Origin of the sequence: Pseudomonas sp. P5_152 (assembly GCF_033989915.1) — a bacterium.
Classification (GTDB): domain Bacteria; phylum Pseudomonadota; class Gammaproteobacteria; order Pseudomonadales; family Pseudomonadaceae; genus Aquipseudomonas.
In genome coordinates this window covers 4,989,572-5,005,030 of sequence record NZ_JASFAH010000002.1, presented here as the reverse complement: position 1 = coordinate 5,005,030, position 15,459 = coordinate 4,989,572, and the positions used below count along the sequence as shown (strand labels likewise).

Annotated in this window: 14 protein-coding genes; 6 read left to right on the top strand and 8 right to left on the bottom strand. The window is 62.4% G+C overall.

Annotation, left to right across the window (positions count from 1 at the left end; translation table 11 throughout):
- Nucleotides 1-7 precede the first annotated feature (7 nt).
- From QMK50_RS22775 to QMK50_RS22740, 8 genes are all read right to left on the bottom strand, one after another.
- Nucleotides 8-763, bottom strand: a complete 756-nt coding sequence (locus QMK50_RS22775) for an enoyl-CoA hydratase family protein (protein ID WP_320334025.1) — start codon at nucleotides 761-763, stop codon at nucleotides 8-10.
- Between the two features lie 30 nt (nucleotides 764-793).
- Nucleotides 794-1,861, bottom strand: a complete 1,068-nt coding sequence (locus QMK50_RS22770) for a nitronate monooxygenase (RefSeq protein ID WP_320334024.1) — start codon at nucleotides 1,859-1,861, stop codon at nucleotides 794-796.
- A gap of 2 nt (nucleotides 1,862-1,863) precedes the next feature.
- The gene (locus QMK50_RS22765) at nucleotides 1,864-2,736 is read right to left on the bottom strand and encodes an enoyl-CoA hydratase (RefSeq protein ID WP_320334023.1); all 873 of its coding nucleotides are present in this window, start codon (nucleotides 2,734-2,736) and stop codon (nucleotides 1,864-1,866) included.
- A 23-nt stretch (nucleotides 2,737-2,759) separates the two neighbouring features.
- Nucleotides 2,760-3,548: a ketoacid CoA transferase gene (locus tag QMK50_RS22760; protein WP_320334022.1), complete on the bottom strand. Its 789-nt coding sequence runs from the start codon at nucleotides 3,546-3,548 to the stop codon at nucleotides 2,760-2,762.
- A 12-nt stretch (nucleotides 3,549-3,560) separates the two neighbouring features.
- Entirely contained in the window at nucleotides 3,561-4,442 is an 882-nt protein-coding gene (locus QMK50_RS22755) for a CoA transferase subunit A (RefSeq protein ID WP_320334021.1), read from the bottom strand.
- An 11-nt stretch (nucleotides 4,443-4,453) separates the two neighbouring features.
- Nucleotides 4,454-5,344: a VOC family protein gene (locus QMK50_RS22750; RefSeq protein ID WP_320334020.1), complete on the bottom strand. Its 891-nt coding sequence runs from the start codon at nucleotides 5,342-5,344 to the stop codon at nucleotides 4,454-4,456.
- A 497-nt stretch (nucleotides 5,345-5,841) separates the two neighbouring features.
- Nucleotides 5,842-6,963 (bottom strand): LLM class flavin-dependent oxidoreductase, encoded by a 1,122-nt coding sequence (locus QMK50_RS22745; RefSeq protein WP_320334019.1) that lies wholly within the window; start codon nucleotides 6,961-6,963, stop codon nucleotides 5,842-5,844.
- A 123-nt stretch (nucleotides 6,964-7,086) separates the two neighbouring features.
- Complete coding sequence (locus QMK50_RS22740; protein ID WP_320334018.1) at nucleotides 7,087-8,271, bottom strand: acyl-CoA dehydrogenase family protein; 1,185 nt, start codon at nucleotides 8,269-8,271, stop codon at nucleotides 7,087-7,089.
- 377 nt (nucleotides 8,272-8,648) lie between these two features.
- Here QMK50_RS22740 and QMK50_RS22735 point away from each other — a divergent pair, with 377 nt between their 5' ends.
- From QMK50_RS22735 to QMK50_RS22710, 6 genes are all read left to right on the top strand, one after another.
- Nucleotides 8,649-9,164: a flavin reductase family protein gene (locus QMK50_RS22735; RefSeq protein ID WP_320334017.1), complete on the top strand. Its 516-nt coding sequence runs from the start codon at nucleotides 8,649-8,651 to the stop codon at nucleotides 9,162-9,164.
- A 9-nt stretch (nucleotides 9,165-9,173) separates the two neighbouring features.
- On the top strand, nucleotides 9,174-10,853 hold the full coding sequence (locus QMK50_RS22730; protein WP_320334016.1) for an FAD-binding protein: 1,680 nt from the start codon (nucleotides 9,174-9,176) through the stop codon (nucleotides 10,851-10,853).
- Entirely contained in the window at nucleotides 10,841-11,596 is a 756-nt protein-coding gene (locus tag QMK50_RS22725; RefSeq protein ID WP_320334015.1) for a glucose 1-dehydrogenase, read from the top strand. Before QMK50_RS22730 ends, QMK50_RS22725 begins: the two co-directional genes overlap by 13 nt.
- A gap of 13 nt (nucleotides 11,597-11,609) precedes the next feature.
- The gene (locus QMK50_RS22720; RefSeq protein ID WP_320334014.1) at nucleotides 11,610-12,695 is read left to right on the top strand and encodes a ferredoxin--NADP reductase; all 1,086 of its coding nucleotides are present in this window, start codon (nucleotides 11,610-11,612) and stop codon (nucleotides 12,693-12,695) included.
- A gap of 232 nt (nucleotides 12,696-12,927) precedes the next feature.
- Nucleotides 12,928-13,674: an SDR family oxidoreductase gene (locus tag QMK50_RS22715; RefSeq protein ID WP_320334013.1), complete on the top strand. Its 747-nt coding sequence runs from the start codon at nucleotides 12,928-12,930 to the stop codon at nucleotides 13,672-13,674.
- A 73-nt stretch (nucleotides 13,675-13,747) separates the two neighbouring features.
- Nucleotides 13,748-15,328, top strand: coding sequence for a FadD3 family acyl-CoA ligase (locus QMK50_RS22710; protein ID WP_320334012.1), 1,581 nt, complete (start codon nucleotides 13,748-13,750; stop codon nucleotides 15,326-15,328).
- Nucleotides 15,329-15,459: the final 131 nt, after the last annotated feature.

The window sequence follows — 15,459 nt, the reverse complement described above, 5'->3', positions numbered from 1 at the left end:
TATGCCTTCAGCCGTTGAATCGGGCATCGCGTTTCTCGACGAACGAGTCGCGTGCTTCCTGAGAGTCCAGTGAGCGGTAGGCTTCAAGGGTGAAGCCCTGCTCCCAGCGGTACTTGTCTTCCAGATTGCCGTCTTCGATGCCGCTCAGCGCTTCCTTGGCCAGGCTGATCATGCCGGGGCTCTTGGCGGCGATGGTGCGGGCGATCTGCAACGCGGCTTCGCGCAGGTCTTCGCGCTTGACCACCCGCTCGACTGCGCCCAATCGGTACGCTTCGGCAGCGCTGATCGGTTCGCCGGTGAAGTACATGTGGCGGACTTTCTGCACCGGGAACAAACGCTGCAAATGCGCACCGCCGCCCATGGCGCCACGATCCACTTCGGGTACGCCAAAAGTGGCGCATTCGGACGCCACCAGAATGTCGGCAGCGCCGCATATGCCGATGCCGCCGCCCAGCACAAAACCGTGCACGGCCACGATCACCGGTTTCGGATTGCGGTGGATGGCTTTGAAGCTGTCGTAGTTGCCCTTGTTCACCGCGACGATCAGGTTGCCGTCGGCGGCCAGTTCCTTGATGTCGACCCCGGCGCAGAAACCGCGGCCTTCAGCACGGATAACGATTACCCGCACATCGCTGTCGCGACCCAGACTTTCGATCTCGCTGGCGATATCCGTCCATCCCTGACTGCTGAAGGCATTGACCGGTGGCCGGTCGAACACAAGCTCTGCGATGCCGCTATCAATACTCACGCTAAATGGTTTCATGGTTTCCTTCCTTCACAATGCATGGCCCCTTCACGACACACGGCGGCATAGCTCGCCCAGGCGCGCTTCGGCGTCGCGGACGATCTGTTCAATCAATTGGGCGCAGCTGGGCAAGCTGTCGATGGATGCAGCGATTTGTCCGGCAGGCAGCACACCCTCTGCCGGACGCCCGTCGACCATGGCTTTCTGGATCACCATCGGCGCGTTGGCGGCCATGATGCTTTGCGCGGCGGTCAGCTCCCCGGCGCCACGCATCTTCAAGACGCTACCGAGCAATTGCATGAGGCTAGCGCCGGTGTGGCGGCGGTAGGCCAGGCCACTCTGCAACGCCAGCAACAGACGCTTGAGACCGCCGCTGCTTTCCAGCTGGTTGAGCAATTCGTTGCGGATCATTCGTTGTGGCATGCCGTCGATGGCGCGGCTGATGATGATGGCCGCCGGGTCCTTGACCGCCAGGTAACGGGCCAGGGTCGCCTGGGGCACCGGGCTGTCGGCGCACATCAGAAAGCGCGTGCCCATGGCGATGCCCTCGGCGCCATAGGCCAGGGCCGAAACCAGGCCCCTGCCATCCTTGAAGCCACCCGCCGCGACCACGGGCACCGCCACCGCGTTGACCACTTGATCCAGCAGCAGCGAGGTCGGCACACTACCGGTGTGTCCCCCGCCCTCCGCGCCCTGCACCGTCACTGCGTCGGCGCCCATTTCCACGGCTTTCTGCGCATGCTTGAGCGCGCCCACCGTGGGGATGCACACCACTGCGGCGTCCTTCAGGCGGCTGATCATTTGCTTGCCCGGCGAACGGCTGTAGCTGACCGCGCGAACTTTGTGGCGCAATACCAGCTCGACGATCTCGTCGGCATTGGCCTGGTACATATGGAAATTCACCCCGAACGGCTGATCGGTCAGGCGCCGGGTTTCGATGATCGCCGCTTCCATCTGCAGCGGTTCGATGGTCGCCCCGGCGAGAAAACCGAAACCACCGGCATTGCCCGTGGCCGCTACCAGTTTTGGATCGGCGACCCAGCCCATGGCGGTCTGGATGATCGGGTAGCGGCAACCGAGCAGTTCGGTCAAACGGGTATTCAACGAGATCGCCATGTTCACGCCTCGCCCGTTTTGCGCTGGGAACTGGCCATGGCCTTGGCGTCGTAACCGCCGAGGCGGTCGCCGGACACCAGCTCATTGTGGGCATGGGCGAAGTGATGCAGGCCGAACACCATGTCCATGGTCGCGCGCTTGCCCATCAGATCTTCGGCGTTGTTCACCGCCTGCTTGCTCAGTTGCAGGCCCAGGCGTGGCATCTGCGCGATGCGTCCGGCGATGTCGAGGGTCTGTTGCTCCAGCTCATCGCGAGCCACCACCCGGTTGAGCATGCCCATCTGATAGGCCCGCGGTGCCGGCATGCGCTCGCCGAGGAACAGGAACTCCTTGGCGATGCGCGCATTGAGTTCATGCACGTGGGCGAAGTACTCGACCCCGGGAATGCCCATGCGCACCACCGGATCGGCGAAGTAGGCCTCCTCGCTGGCGACGATCAGGTCGCAGACCCAGGCCAGCATCAACCCACCGGCAATGCACGCGCCCTGGACCATGGCGATGGTCGGCTTGGGCATCTCGCGCCAACGGCGGCACATGCCCAGATAGACTTCCTGTTCGCGGGCATACAAAAACTCGCCGCCCGGTTTGTTCACATGGTCGTACCACAGGCTGGCACGGTCGAACGTCTTGTCGACGTCACGACCCGGGGTGCCGATGTCATGCCCGGCGGAGAAATGCTTGCCGGCGCCACGCAACACAATGACCTTCACTTCGTCGTCAGCGCAGGCCCGACGAAACGCCGCATCCAGCGCGTAGGTCATCTGCGAGTTCTGCGCATTGTGGTACTCGGGGCGGTTCATGGTGACCAGCGCCACCGCACCGCGCACCTCGTAAAGCACCACCTGGGCCGCATTCTTGTCGTTATCTTCAGCCATCACTTCTCTCCGCAACGCGTAGCTCAGCGTTGGCCTGGCGGGTTGTCTTTGAGTTGCAGGGCGCGCAGGTTGTGCGGGTCCAGGCGCTGGATCAGCTGCAATTGCTCGGCCGTCGGAGCGCCGGTAGTCGGGCAGTTGTCCGGCACATGCAATTCAAAACCGGTGTTGTCCTGGACTTGCGCCGCCGTCACGCCGGGGTGCAGCGAACGGATGCGCATCTGCCGCTGCGGGCCCTGGAAATCCAGGACACAGAGATCAGTGATGATCAGGCGTATGTCGATCTCGTCCAGCGACCAGCCCCTGGCCAGACGAGCCGGGTTGTAGCCGACCGAGGCGACCATATCGACCTCGCCTTCGACGAACACCCGGCGGTTATGACTCGGCACGCAAAAGGAGTTGGCGTGGCTGATCGAGTTGCCGGGAAAACCGCGCACGCCGAGCATCTGCGCCTTGGGTTTGGCGTAGTCACCGATGCAGGAAATGTTCGCCTGACCGTAACGGTCGATCTGGGTCGGGCCGACCAGCGCATGGCGCTTGCCGCCCCAGACGTTGTCGAAAATCCGCGAGAAACCCATCCAACTGTCGCGCTTGGGCTCGTAGCCCTTGCGTGCACCCAACAGCACCGGTTCGGCGACCATGTAGGCTTCGGAGTCGGTCATCAGCAACTGCGGGTTGCTGGTCAGCATGGCCAGCGAAGCGGCCAGGCGCGGGATCACGCCGATGCCGCTGGCCAGAATCTCGCCGTCTTCACGCCAGGCGTCGGAGGCCGCGCAGATCATCAGTTCGGCGAGGCTGTAAGTAGTAGTGCTCATCGGAAGGTTCCCTTAGAAAATCGGCAACGGCAGTTCACGGATCGCAGCCAGGCCGCCGACCTTTTCCAGATATTGTTCGTGGGTGCAGTCGACGTAATCGCGCACGTAGCCCTGCCAGCCATCGGCCGCCTGCACCGTGGCGTTGTAGGCCTTGAAGTGCGCGACATCGAAACCGTACAGCGGCGCGCACGAAGACGGATGCGCCCCGCCTGGCACGTGGGCCACGGCGGTGGTCAGGTTGCGTTCCCAGAACACTTGATGGGCGTGGGCGCGGTCCTGATGGAAGTACTCGCTGTCGACCAATTCATCGCAGGTCACGTAGCTGTGGGTCGCGGCGCGCACAAACAGGTCGTCCATGTAGTGATCCGGGCCGCTGATCTGACACACCCCGCGTTTGTCGGCGCGATCGACATGCACCAGCGCCGCGTCGAGCTTGAGCGCCGGCATGGCAACCCAGTCCTTGCCATCGGCGTAAGGCGAGGCGATCAACTTAATCTGCCGGTTGTGGCGTAGCACATCGGTGCCCAACCCCACAGCGGTCGGAATGAACGGCACATTCATCGCCGCCGCCCGCAGACCGAGCAACAGCATGCCTTCGTCGATCTCCATCACCTCAAGCGCCGCCTCCTGGCGCGCCTTGCGGAAGTACGGCTCCAGGGGAATGAAGTCGAGGGAGACGAAGGCGAATATCAGCTTCTTGATCTTCCCGGCGGCGCAGAGCATGCCGACATCGGCCCCGCCGTAGGCGACCACAGTCAGGTCCTTGAGGTCCGAGCGCAGAATCTCGCGCACCAGCGCCATCGGCTTGCGCCGCGGTCCCCAGCCACCGATACCGATGGTCATGCCGTCACGCAATTGGCCGACGATCTCGGCGGTACTCATTTGCTTGTCCATCGTCTTGTTCCTCATTGGCGACCGACACTGAAGTCGTGGCCCCAGTGGCTGACCACGGTGCTTTCGAACGGCGTGTGGCGGTCCCAGTCGACCACCAGGCCATCGCAGCCGTATTCCAGGTCAAACCCGGACGGGGTCTTGATATAGAAAGAAATCATCTGGTCGTTGGTGTGCTGGCCGAGCGTGGCCGACAGCTTCACGCCATTGGCGTGGACGCGATCCAGGGCGCGGCCGACTTCATCCAGCGCGTTGACCTCGACCATCATGTGCACGCAGCCGTGGGGCATCGGGCACTCGAAAATCGCCAGCGAATGGTGACGGCCGTTGTTGCAGTGCAGGAAGTGAATGCGCTTTTGCGGCTCGCTCGGGTCCGCAGTGAAGCGGACCTTCATCAGGTCCGACAGGCCGAAACCCATCACCTGTTCGTAGAAGTCGCGGCAGCGCTCGAAGGCTGGCGCTGGCAGTACGACGTGGCCCATGCCGAGGTCGTTGGTGACAAACCCTTTGACGCCAACTGGCGAGACAAATCGGGAGAAGTCTTGCAATGGCCCCCAGAAGATTTCGTGGCGATTGCCATCCGGGTCGCTGAAGTGCACCAGCTCCTGGACTTTGCGCTGCTCGGCCTCGGTTGTCGTGCCGCGAGTTACTTGAACGTCGGCGTGTTGCAGTTCGAGCACCGCCTGCTCGAGCGCAGCTTTGCCGGCCACTTCCCAGCCGCAGGCACCAAAACCGTTCTCGGCACTCTTGTGCACCAGGATGCGGTGATGACGCTCGTCCATTTTCAGGTACACAAGCTCATCGTCGCCGCTGACCATCATGCCCAGCACCTGGCCTGCGTAATGGCGCCATTGCGCCAGGTCGCTGGACAACAGGGTGACGTAACCCAGACCACGGATATCCATGGATGCACTCCTCGTTCTGCTCAGGCCGTGCCGCCCTTCGGCAACTGCCGGGGGTGACTTTATGTGGACCTATTCAAGCGGGTTCGGGCAGGGGCAACATCGTCCAATGGGACTAGCGCAAAGGATGGGGTACACACATAAAAACTGTGGGAGCGAGCCTGCTCCGGGCGGCGTTCCGACGATGGTCGCCGACGATAACGCTGGAAACCTGACACTCCGCGGCGCTCTTCTGTTTTTCGCGAGCAGGCTCGCTCCTACAAGTGGTATGTGGTGGTCAAGATTGGTGCGGGCATAAAAAAACGGGCCTTGGGGACCCGTTGGAAAGTTGGCCTGACGTCCGTACCAGGCCTGAAAAAATATGGAATTGGGGCATGACACTGAACCTGTGGGAGCGGGCTTGAACGCGATGGCGGTCAGCCAACAGAGATGTTGAATGTGAAGCCCTCATCGCTGGCAAGCCAGCTCCCACAGGTAATGAGGCGTGAGCGGGCTGTTCTTCAACCCTTGCGGAAGTGCGGAATCACCTTCTCGCCAATATTCTTCAAGGTCTCCAACTGCGCCCACTGCGGCACGGTACCCATCTGGCAGATGAACAGGATTTCGTCGGCGCCGGCGTCGATCAGGCGCTGCACATAGTTGATGCAATCCTCGACCGTGCCGTAGGCATGGTTCGGGTTCATCATCGCCATCGTCGGGTCGGAGAAGTCGACGCTGACTTCTTCGGAGGCGAAGCGCGACTTGATCACGCTCTGACCATTGCCATCGACGAAGGTGTCGTCCTTCCACTTCTCCGGGTCCGGACGCTCGCCACCGCCGTACCAGTAGCCCAGGGACTCCATGAAGTAACGCTGGCCACGAATGCCAATACGACGCGCTTCGGCGTTGTCTTCCAGAACGATAGCCGGGCACAGCGCGGCGATGTGACGGTTGGGGCGAAAGCCGACCTGTTTCTTCTCATCACGATTGTCGTAGGCCGTATGGTAGACCTCAACCTTTTTGGCAATCTCTTCCGGGCCACCGAAGCCCAGCACCAGGGCACCCATGCCACGACCACCGGCATTTTTCAGTGACTCGGTGTTGGTGCACGCCAGGTACATCGGCGGGTGCGGGTCCTGGTAAGGCTTTGGATGGATCGGACGCTTGGGGATCTGCACGAAGTCGCCGTTGTGCTCGATCTCGTCCTGCACGAACATCTTCGGGATCAGGTACATCATCTCGTCAATCTGCGGCTGCAGGGTCGCCAGGTCGTAGCCGAAGGTGCCGGCCTCCTGCTGGGTACCGCCCTTGCCGACGCCAAAGTGCACACGGCCCTTGGACAGCAGGTCGAGGGTCGCGATGCGCTCGGCGACCTTCACCGGATGATTCATCGCCGGTGGCAGGCAGACCACGCCGTGGCCGATGCCGATGCGTTCGGTCTTGCCGGCCACGAAGGCCAGCATGGTTTCCGGGGCGGACATGTGCGAGTAATTGCTCAGGGCCGTGTGCTCTACGCACCAGAAAGTGTCGAAGCCGAGCTTGTCGGCCAGCACGGCCTGTTCGACGGTATCTTCAAAAATCTTGCGGTCGCCTTCGCGGCTGGAATCCATCGTCTGGGCTTCGTAAATCAGGGAAAATTTCATGGTTGATCCTTGTGCTTATTTGGATGCGCAGTCGGCGCCAGAGACCTGTGCCTTGCGCCCATGCTCAGGTATTGGCAGGGCGCTCGAATCACGCAAACGGACTAGCTGATAGGTAGGGAGGGCTCAGAGGAAAAAGTCGCTGCTGTCCTGCCCCATGCACACGCCGCCGAGGTTCCAGGCGTACTTGGCCGGGCTATTGGCCACGTGGGCGCGACCGGCGTGAATGTCGCGGAACGCCCGGTTGATTGGATGGCTGTGAAAGATGGTCGAGGCGCCACTGTTGAACATCAGGTCGCCGGCGGCCTTGGCGCACTTGTCGGCCACCAGTGCCGAGTCGTAACGCATCTTCACCCGCTCCGGCATGCTCAACGGTTCACCTTGCTGCGCCCGCTCCAGCATCAGCGCGAAGTTGCGGTACAGCACGGTCTTGCACTCATCGACGCAGACCATGGCGTTGGCCAGTGCCGATTGCGCGGCCGGGTCCTGGACCATCTTGCGACCGTCGTTGACCCCGACCCGGGCGCGGTTGTGCTCGACAAACTGGTCTACCGCGCCTTGCAGGGCGCCGATAGCCGAGGACGAAACGGCGCGCACGAAAATCTGCCCGAACGGCAAACGAAACAATGGAGCGGTGTTGACCGCGTTGCCCGGGCTGTCCTGCATGAATCCATCGAGCGCGCGATGGCTGCGGTACTCGGGAACGAAGGCGTTCTCCACCAGAATGTCGTGGGAACCAGTGGCTTCCAGGCCCATGACGTTCCAGTTGTCGAGAATCTGATAGTTGCTGCGCGGCACCAGGAACGTCCGATAATCCGGCGCCCCGCCCGCCTCCTCCGGCGGTACCAGCGCTCCGAGGAACACCCACTCGCAATGCTTGCTGCCGGAGGAAAACCCCCAGCGACCGCTCAATCTGAAACCACCCTCGACCTGCTCGACCTTGCCTACCGGCATATAGGAAGACGAGATCAGCACGCTGGAATCACTGCCCCATACATCCTGCGCGGCGCGGTCGTCGAATAGCGCCAGTTGCCAGTTATGGATCGCCACCACCCCCAGCACCCAGGCCGAGGACATGCAGCCCTCGGCCAGGGTCATCTGCACGTCGAAGAAATCCTTGGGCTCCAGCTCATAACCTCCCCAGCGAGACGGTTGCAGGATGCGGAAGAACCCGGCGTCGTGGAAATCCTTCAGGGTTTCTTCAGGCAACTGGCCTGCTTGCGCGGCACTCAGGGCGCGTTCACGCAGGACCGGCACCAGCTCGCGGGCACGTTGGCTCAGACGCTGGCGAATCAGGTCTTGGTTGAGCATTTTTATTGTTCTCCATGGTTCACCCCATCCGCCGGGGCGCGCGTGCAACGGGGCGGGTGTAGCGCCCCTACACTGGCATTCAAACAATGCGCAACGCGGGGGACATCCCTCAAACGGACCATGTCGAGGTGGAGAATTGTTTTGCCTGGCAGGCCGTCATCGCTGGCAAGCCAGTTCCCACAGTGATTGCAGGTGTTCACAAGATCTGTGCTCACAGCTGAAACCTGTGGGAGCTGGCTTGCCAGCGATGAGGCCGGCCCATTCAACATAAATGGCAGCCAGCAGGCCTCGCAGGCCTAGTCCCCTCGGACGATGTTGAAGAAGGACGCCAGAGCAAGAATTCATCGCACTCCATCCCAACAAAAAGGCCCAGTGCGATGAACGACGTCAATCTCAAAGCCGACATGCTCCAGGCCATGCGCCGCCTGGCCAAGTCAGTCACCATAATCAGTACCAGCAACGGCTCCGAGCGCTTCGCCATGGCCGCCACGGCTGTTGACTCCCTGAGCACCGAACCACCGTCGCTGCTGATCTGCGTCAACAAGACCGCCTCACCCCACGCCGCACTGGCGACCGGCGCGGACTTCTGCGTGAACATCCTCGGAGTCGAGCAACAAGACCTGGCGCACCTGTGCAGCGGGGCGATCAAGGGCGAAGCACGTTTCGACCGTGGCAACTGGCTGACCAGCGCAGGCGGCATCCCCTACCTGGGTGACGCGCAATCGGCAATCCTCTGCCGCCAGGACGGTCACTTCAGCTATGGCACCCACACCGTATTTATCGGGCGCATCCTGCAGATCCATACCAGCGACGCCATCACCCCGCTGGTCTATCTCGACGGCAGCTACACCACCACCGCCAAGCCAACCCCTTCCTTTGCTGTAGCCGGCTGAGGCCTGGGCATGGACGGCTTGAACGGTTTGACGGCGTTGCGAGTGGACAGCGCCGACCAGTTGCCATGGGATGATCGCTGCAACTTGCTGGTGGTCGGTTTCGGCGGTGCCGGCGCCTGTGCCGCCATCGAAGCCAGCACTCGCGGCCTGTCAGTGCTGGCACTGGATCGCTTCGAAGGCGGCGGCGCCACGGTGCTCAGTGGCGGCGTGGTTTACGCCGGCGGCGGTACGCCGTATCAGCACCAGGCTGGCTATGAAGACACCAGCGAAGCCATGTTCAACTACCTGCGCCAGGAAGTCGGCGAAGCAGTCAGCCACGAGACATTGCGAGGGTTCTGCGAAGATAGCCGCGAACAACTGGCCTGGCTCGAACGTCAGGGGGTGGCGTTCGAGGCCAGCGTTCCGCCGCACAAGACCTCGTACCCAAGCGACCAGTTCTACCTCTATTACTCCGGTAATGAAGCCGTGCCGGCTTATGCCGCCAGCGCCAAGCCAGCCCCCCGCGGCCACCGCACCAAAGGCCCGGGCATGTCCGGCGCCAGCCTGTTCGCCCCGCTCAAGGCTAGCGCGTTGCGTCACGGTGCACGCCTGCGCAGCCAGTGCGAAGTGCGGCGACTGGTGCTCGACCGCGACGGCCAGGTCCTCGGCGTCGAAGCCTGGCAGTTGCCGGCAGGTAGCCGCGCTGCCAAGCAACATGCGCGCCTGTCGCGCTGGACTGCCGCCATTCATATGTACGCGCCGACATTGGCCGACCGCTTGCGCGCTCATCAGCACCGTATCGAGCAGACCAGTGCCATCCGCCAGTTGATACGCGCCGAACACGGCGTGCTGCTGAGCAGCGGCGGCTTTATTTTCAATCGCGACCTGGTGCGCCTACACGCGCCGCAGTACCTCAATGGTCTGCCGCTTGGCGCCACTGGGTGCAATGGCAGCGGCATTGCCCTGGGCCAGAGCGTTGGCGGCAGCGTTGCGCGGATGGACAAGGTCAGCGCCTGGCGCTTTATCAACCCGCCACTGGCCTGGGCCCGCGGGCTGATCGTCAATGCTCGCGGCGAGCGTTACGCCAACGAAGAAATCTACGGTGCGACCCTTGGCCACGCCATGGTCGAAGAACAGGACGGCCGCGCCATTCTGATTCTCAACCGGGCCTTGGTGCGTGAAGCGCTGAGTCAGGTCGGCCTGGGCAAGGTGTGGAATTTCCAGCGCCTGCCGGTGCTGCTCAACCTGCTGTTCAACGCCAAGCGCAGCAGCAGCCTGGCCGGGTTGGCCCAACGCTGCAACCTCGCACCGGAACGGCTGCGCCAGAGTGTCGAAGACTATTGCCGCGCAGCGCGCGGTGAGATCGCCGATGAATTCGGCAAATCCGTCGCGATGCTTGCCAACCTCGAACACGGTCCGTGGTACGCCCTCGACTTGTCTTTCGACAGCAAACTCTTCCCCTGCCCGGTCATCACCCTGGGCGGGCTGAAGGTCTGCGAGGCCAGCGGTCGGGTACTGGACCACGCCGGCCAGCCAATAAATGGACTCTACAGCGCCGGCCGCAATGCGGTCGGGGTCGCTTCCAACCTGTATGTCTCCGGCCTGTCCCTGGCCGACTGCATCTATTCCGGTCGCCGGGCTGCCGCCCACGTGGCCGACCAATTCGCACGTCAAACCGCACGATCAGGAGAACAACAATGCAACGTGTAGAAGGCAAAGTCTGCATCATCACCGGCGCCGCCAGCGGCATCGGTCGCGAAGACGCCCTGCTGCTGGCCCGCGAAGGCGCCAAAGTAGTGTTGACCGATCTCAACGAAGAGGCCGGTCGCCAGGTGGTTGCGCAAATCGGCGCCAACGCGCTGTTCATCCGTCACGACATCGCCAACGAAAGCGACTGGCAGAACGTGGTGAAAACCACCGTCGAACACTTCGGCCGCCTCGACGTGCTGGTCAATAACGCCGCGATCCTGGCCCTTGGCAGCATCGAAGACACCACCCTGGAGCTGTGGCAGAAGGTGCACAAGATCAACGGCGACGGCTACTTCCTCGGCTGCAAGTACGCAATCCAGGCGATGAAGGAAACCGGCGGCGGCTCGATCATCAACATGTCGTCGGTGGCCGCATTGGGCGCGATGCCGATGTTCTGCGCCTACTCAGCCTCCAAAGGCGCGGTGGCGGCGATGACCCGTTCGATTGCCCTGCACTGCAAGCAGCAGGGTTATCGCATCCGCTGCAACAGCGTGCACCCGGATGGCGTCAACACACCAATGACCCAGGCACTGGCCGGTGGACAGGCGATCCCACAGGAAGCGCTGGACCAGGATCCGATGAACCGGATGGCCGCGCCCCGGGACATAGCCAACGTGGTGCTGTTCCTGGCCGCCGACGAGTCGCGATTCGTCAACGGTGCCGAGATCCGTGTCGACAACGCCCAACTGATCAGCGGGCTCTGAGGCCGAGGTGAACATGGGCACGCAACAACACAACCTGTCCCCGGCCGAATCAACAACGGCAAGCGTCTCCCTGCAAGTGTGCGCGGTGATCGACGAAACCGCTGACGCGCGCTCGTTAGTGCTGGATGTACCGCCACCGCTGCGCGAGCGCTTTCGCTACAAACCGGGCCAGTTCCTGAGTTTTCGCGTGCCCTGCGCCGGCAAGGTGTTGACCCGCTGCTATTCCATGGCCAGCTCGCCCCTCGCGGATGCGCTGCCCAAGGTCACGGTGAAACGGGTCGACGGCGGCCGGGTGTCGAACTGGATGAACGAAGTGCAGGTCGGCGACTGGCTGCAAGTGCTGCCACCGGCCGGGCTGTTCTGCCTGGACGAACGACAGGCCGAGCAAGACCGGCCATTGGTGCTGTTCGGTGGAGGCTCGGGGATTACTCCGGTGTTTTCCATCCTCAAATCCGTGCTGCATAGCGGCCGGCGGCCGATCAAACTGATCTACGCCAACCGCGATGAAGCCTCGGTGATTTTCAAGGACGAGCTGTGCCGGTTGATCAAGGCGCATCCTGATCAACTGCACGTGGTGCATGTCCTGGATTCAGTGCAGGGTTTCCTGACGGACCATCAGGTCCGTCATCTGCTGCACGGGTCGGCCGGCGGTGATTACTTCATTTGTGGGCCGGGTCCGTTCATGGACACCGTCGAGCGCACGTTGCTGGCGCTGGGCGAGCCGGGCGAATGCATTCATGTCGAGCGGTTTGTCTCACCACCGGATCCCGATGAACTGTTGGCCGAAGCAGCCGTGGCACGAGCTGCGGCCATGAATTCGCAATGCGAAGCGCTGATCGTCGAGCTCGATGGCCAGCAACATGAAATCGCCTGTCAACCCGGCGATACCCTGCTGCAAAGTTGCAAGACCGCCGGCCTGGATGTGCCGTCGTCCTGTGAAGAAGGTTTTTGCGGGGCCTGCATGTGCGTGGTCAAGGAAGGTGAGGTCCAGTTGGCACGCAACGATGTGCTGACCCCCAAGGAGCTCGCCGAAGGCTGGACCCTGGCCTGCCAGAGCCGCCCGACCGGTGCCCGGGTACGCCTGAAATTCCCTGACTGAAGATGCGCCGCCCCCTGTAGGAGCGAGCCTGCTCGCGATGAACGTCAACGATAACGTGTCCTGTCAGAATGAAAGCGGTGCCCGGACGTTTTTCGCGAGCAGGCTCGCTCCTACAGTTGAAATGTGCACGACGGGGGATCTGTTGCTTAGTCTCATTGGACGATCACTGGGGCCCGGTCTGCGGTTAGACTCGACCCCAGCATTAGCCCACAACAATAAAAGAGGTGCAGTTATGGCTCGTTTGCAGAATAACGTCGCGGTGGTCACCGGCGGCGCTTCGGGGATCGGTCTGGCCTGTGTGCGCCGATTTGCCGCTGAAGGCGCGCAAGTGGTCGGGCTGGACATCGGCAGCGCCCCGGCAGACTTTCCCGGCCTGTTCATGACCCTGGATGTGCGCAACGAAGCGCAGGTGCAGCAGGTCATGCAAGAAGTCGTCAGCCACTTCGGGCGCATCGACGTGCTGGTCAACGCCGCCGGCGTCGCCGACCAGGGCAGCGTCACCCAGACCACCACCGCCAACTGGCAACGGGTGATGGACATCAACCTGACCGGCAGCATGCTCACCAGCAAATACGCGGTGGCGTCGATGGTTGAGCAGCGCAGCGGCTCGATCATCAACATCGGATCGATCTTCGGCCTGCAAGCGTGCGACAACAACGTCGCCTATAACGTTGCCAAAGGCGGCATCAACCAGTTGACCCGCTCCATGGCCATCGACTACGGCCACGCCAATGTGCGCGTCAATGGCTTGTGCCCGGGCCTGATCGAAACACCGATGACCAGCATGGTCCGTGAGCAAGAAGCGTTTCATGCCTTCTTTGCCTCGCAACACATGCTCAGCCGTTCCGGACAACCGGAAGAAGTCGCCGCTGCCGCGTTGTTCCTGGCGTCCGATGATGCTTCGTTTGTCAGCGGCCAGATGATCGCCGTGGACGGTGGTTTCTCCGCCGGTCGCCGTTTCGCCCCGCCCGCCCAGTAATTCGCATTCCGACCGGGCGCCCTGCCCGGTCTACTCCCTTTTTTCGCAACTGTCTTCTAACCGGGGAGGCCCCATGCCGCCTGTCGCCACCGCTCAGACTTTCGCTCAACTGTTCGCCACCACCGCCCAGGTTTATGGCGAACGCCCGGCCATCGAGGATGCGGGCCATACGATCAACTATCGCCAACTCGACCAGTTGCGCGGCCAGGCTGCCCGCGCGCTGCTGGCCCTCGACGTACAGGTCGGGGACCGCGTGGCAATCTGGGCGCCCAATGTGTGGGAATGGATTGTCGCTGCCGGCGCCCTGCAAAGTGTGGGCGCGGCCCTGGTGCCGCTCAATACCCGGATGAAAGGCAGCGAGGCGGCCTACATCCTGCGTGAGAGCGGAGCCTGTGTGCTGTTTGCCATCGGTGAGTTTTTGGGGGCCGATTACCCGGGCATGCTGGCGACAGAGGAGTTGCCGGCGCTGCGCCACATCGTCAGCTTGCGCAGCGCGGGTTCGGGCACGTTGAGTTGGCAGCGATTTATGGATCTGGCCAGCGATGTGCCGCAACTGGCCTTGCGCACCCGCGAACAGCATGTCGGGCCACAAACGCTATCCGATCTGTTGTTTACCTCCGGCACCACCGGCAAACCCAAAGGGGTAATGACCAGCCACGGCCAGAACCTGCGGATCGTGCGCGACTGGAGCGATATCGTCGGCTTGCGCGAAGGTGATCGCTACTTGATCGTCAATCCGTTCTTCCACTCCTTCGGCTACAAAGCCGGTTGGCTGGCGGCGCTGATGCGCGGCTGCACGATCCTGCCGCAGCAAGTGTTCGACGTGCAGGCCGTGCTCGACTGCGTGCAGCGTGAACGCATCACCGTGTTGCCCGGGCCCCCGACGTTGTATCAATCGTTGCTGGCTCATCCGCAACGGGGCGAATTCGATTTGAGTTCGTTGCGCGTGGCAGTGACCGGCGCGGCAGCGATTCCGGTGGAGATGATCCGGCGCATGCGCGACGAGCTAGGTTTCGCCACCATCGTCACCGCGTATGGCCTGACGGAAGTCTGCGGGTTCGCGACGATCTGCCGCTCGGGTGATTCTGCCGAGCTGGTCGCCAACACCAGCGGCCGGGCGATGCCTGGCGTGCAAGTGCGGTGTGTCGGCAGCGACGGTCGCAGCCAACCGGCGAACACTCCTGGTGAGGTGCAGATTCGCGGGTACAACCTGATGCAAGGCTATTTCAACAATCCGCACGCCAGCGCGCAGATTCTCGACGCCGACGGCTGGCTGCACACGGGCGACATCGGCATGCTCGATGAACAGGGTTACCTGCGCATCACCGACCGCCTCAAGGATATGTTCATTACCGGTGGCTTCAATGTTTACCCGGCAGAGATCGAGCAGTGCCTGCTGACGTATCCGGGAGTGGCTCAGGTCGCGGTGATTGGTATTCCCGATGAACGTCTCGGCGAAGTGGCGATGGCGTTTGTATTGCCGGTACCGGGCGTCGAGATCGAGCAAACCCGCTTCCTCGCCTGGTGCCGTGAGCAGATGGCCAATTACAAGGTACCGCGGCGGTTGCAGGTGCTACAAAGCATGCCGGTCAATGCGGCGGGTAAAGTGACCAAGAATGTGTTGCGCGAGTGGGCTGTGGGGGGCGTCGACTGACTGCCCGTAACACTTGAGCAACTAAATACCTGTGGGAGCGGGCTTGCCCGCGATGGCGGTGTGTCAGTCAATATTAGTGTTGAAGCTGACACCCTCATCGCGGGCAAGCCCGCTCCCACAGATTTTGTGTT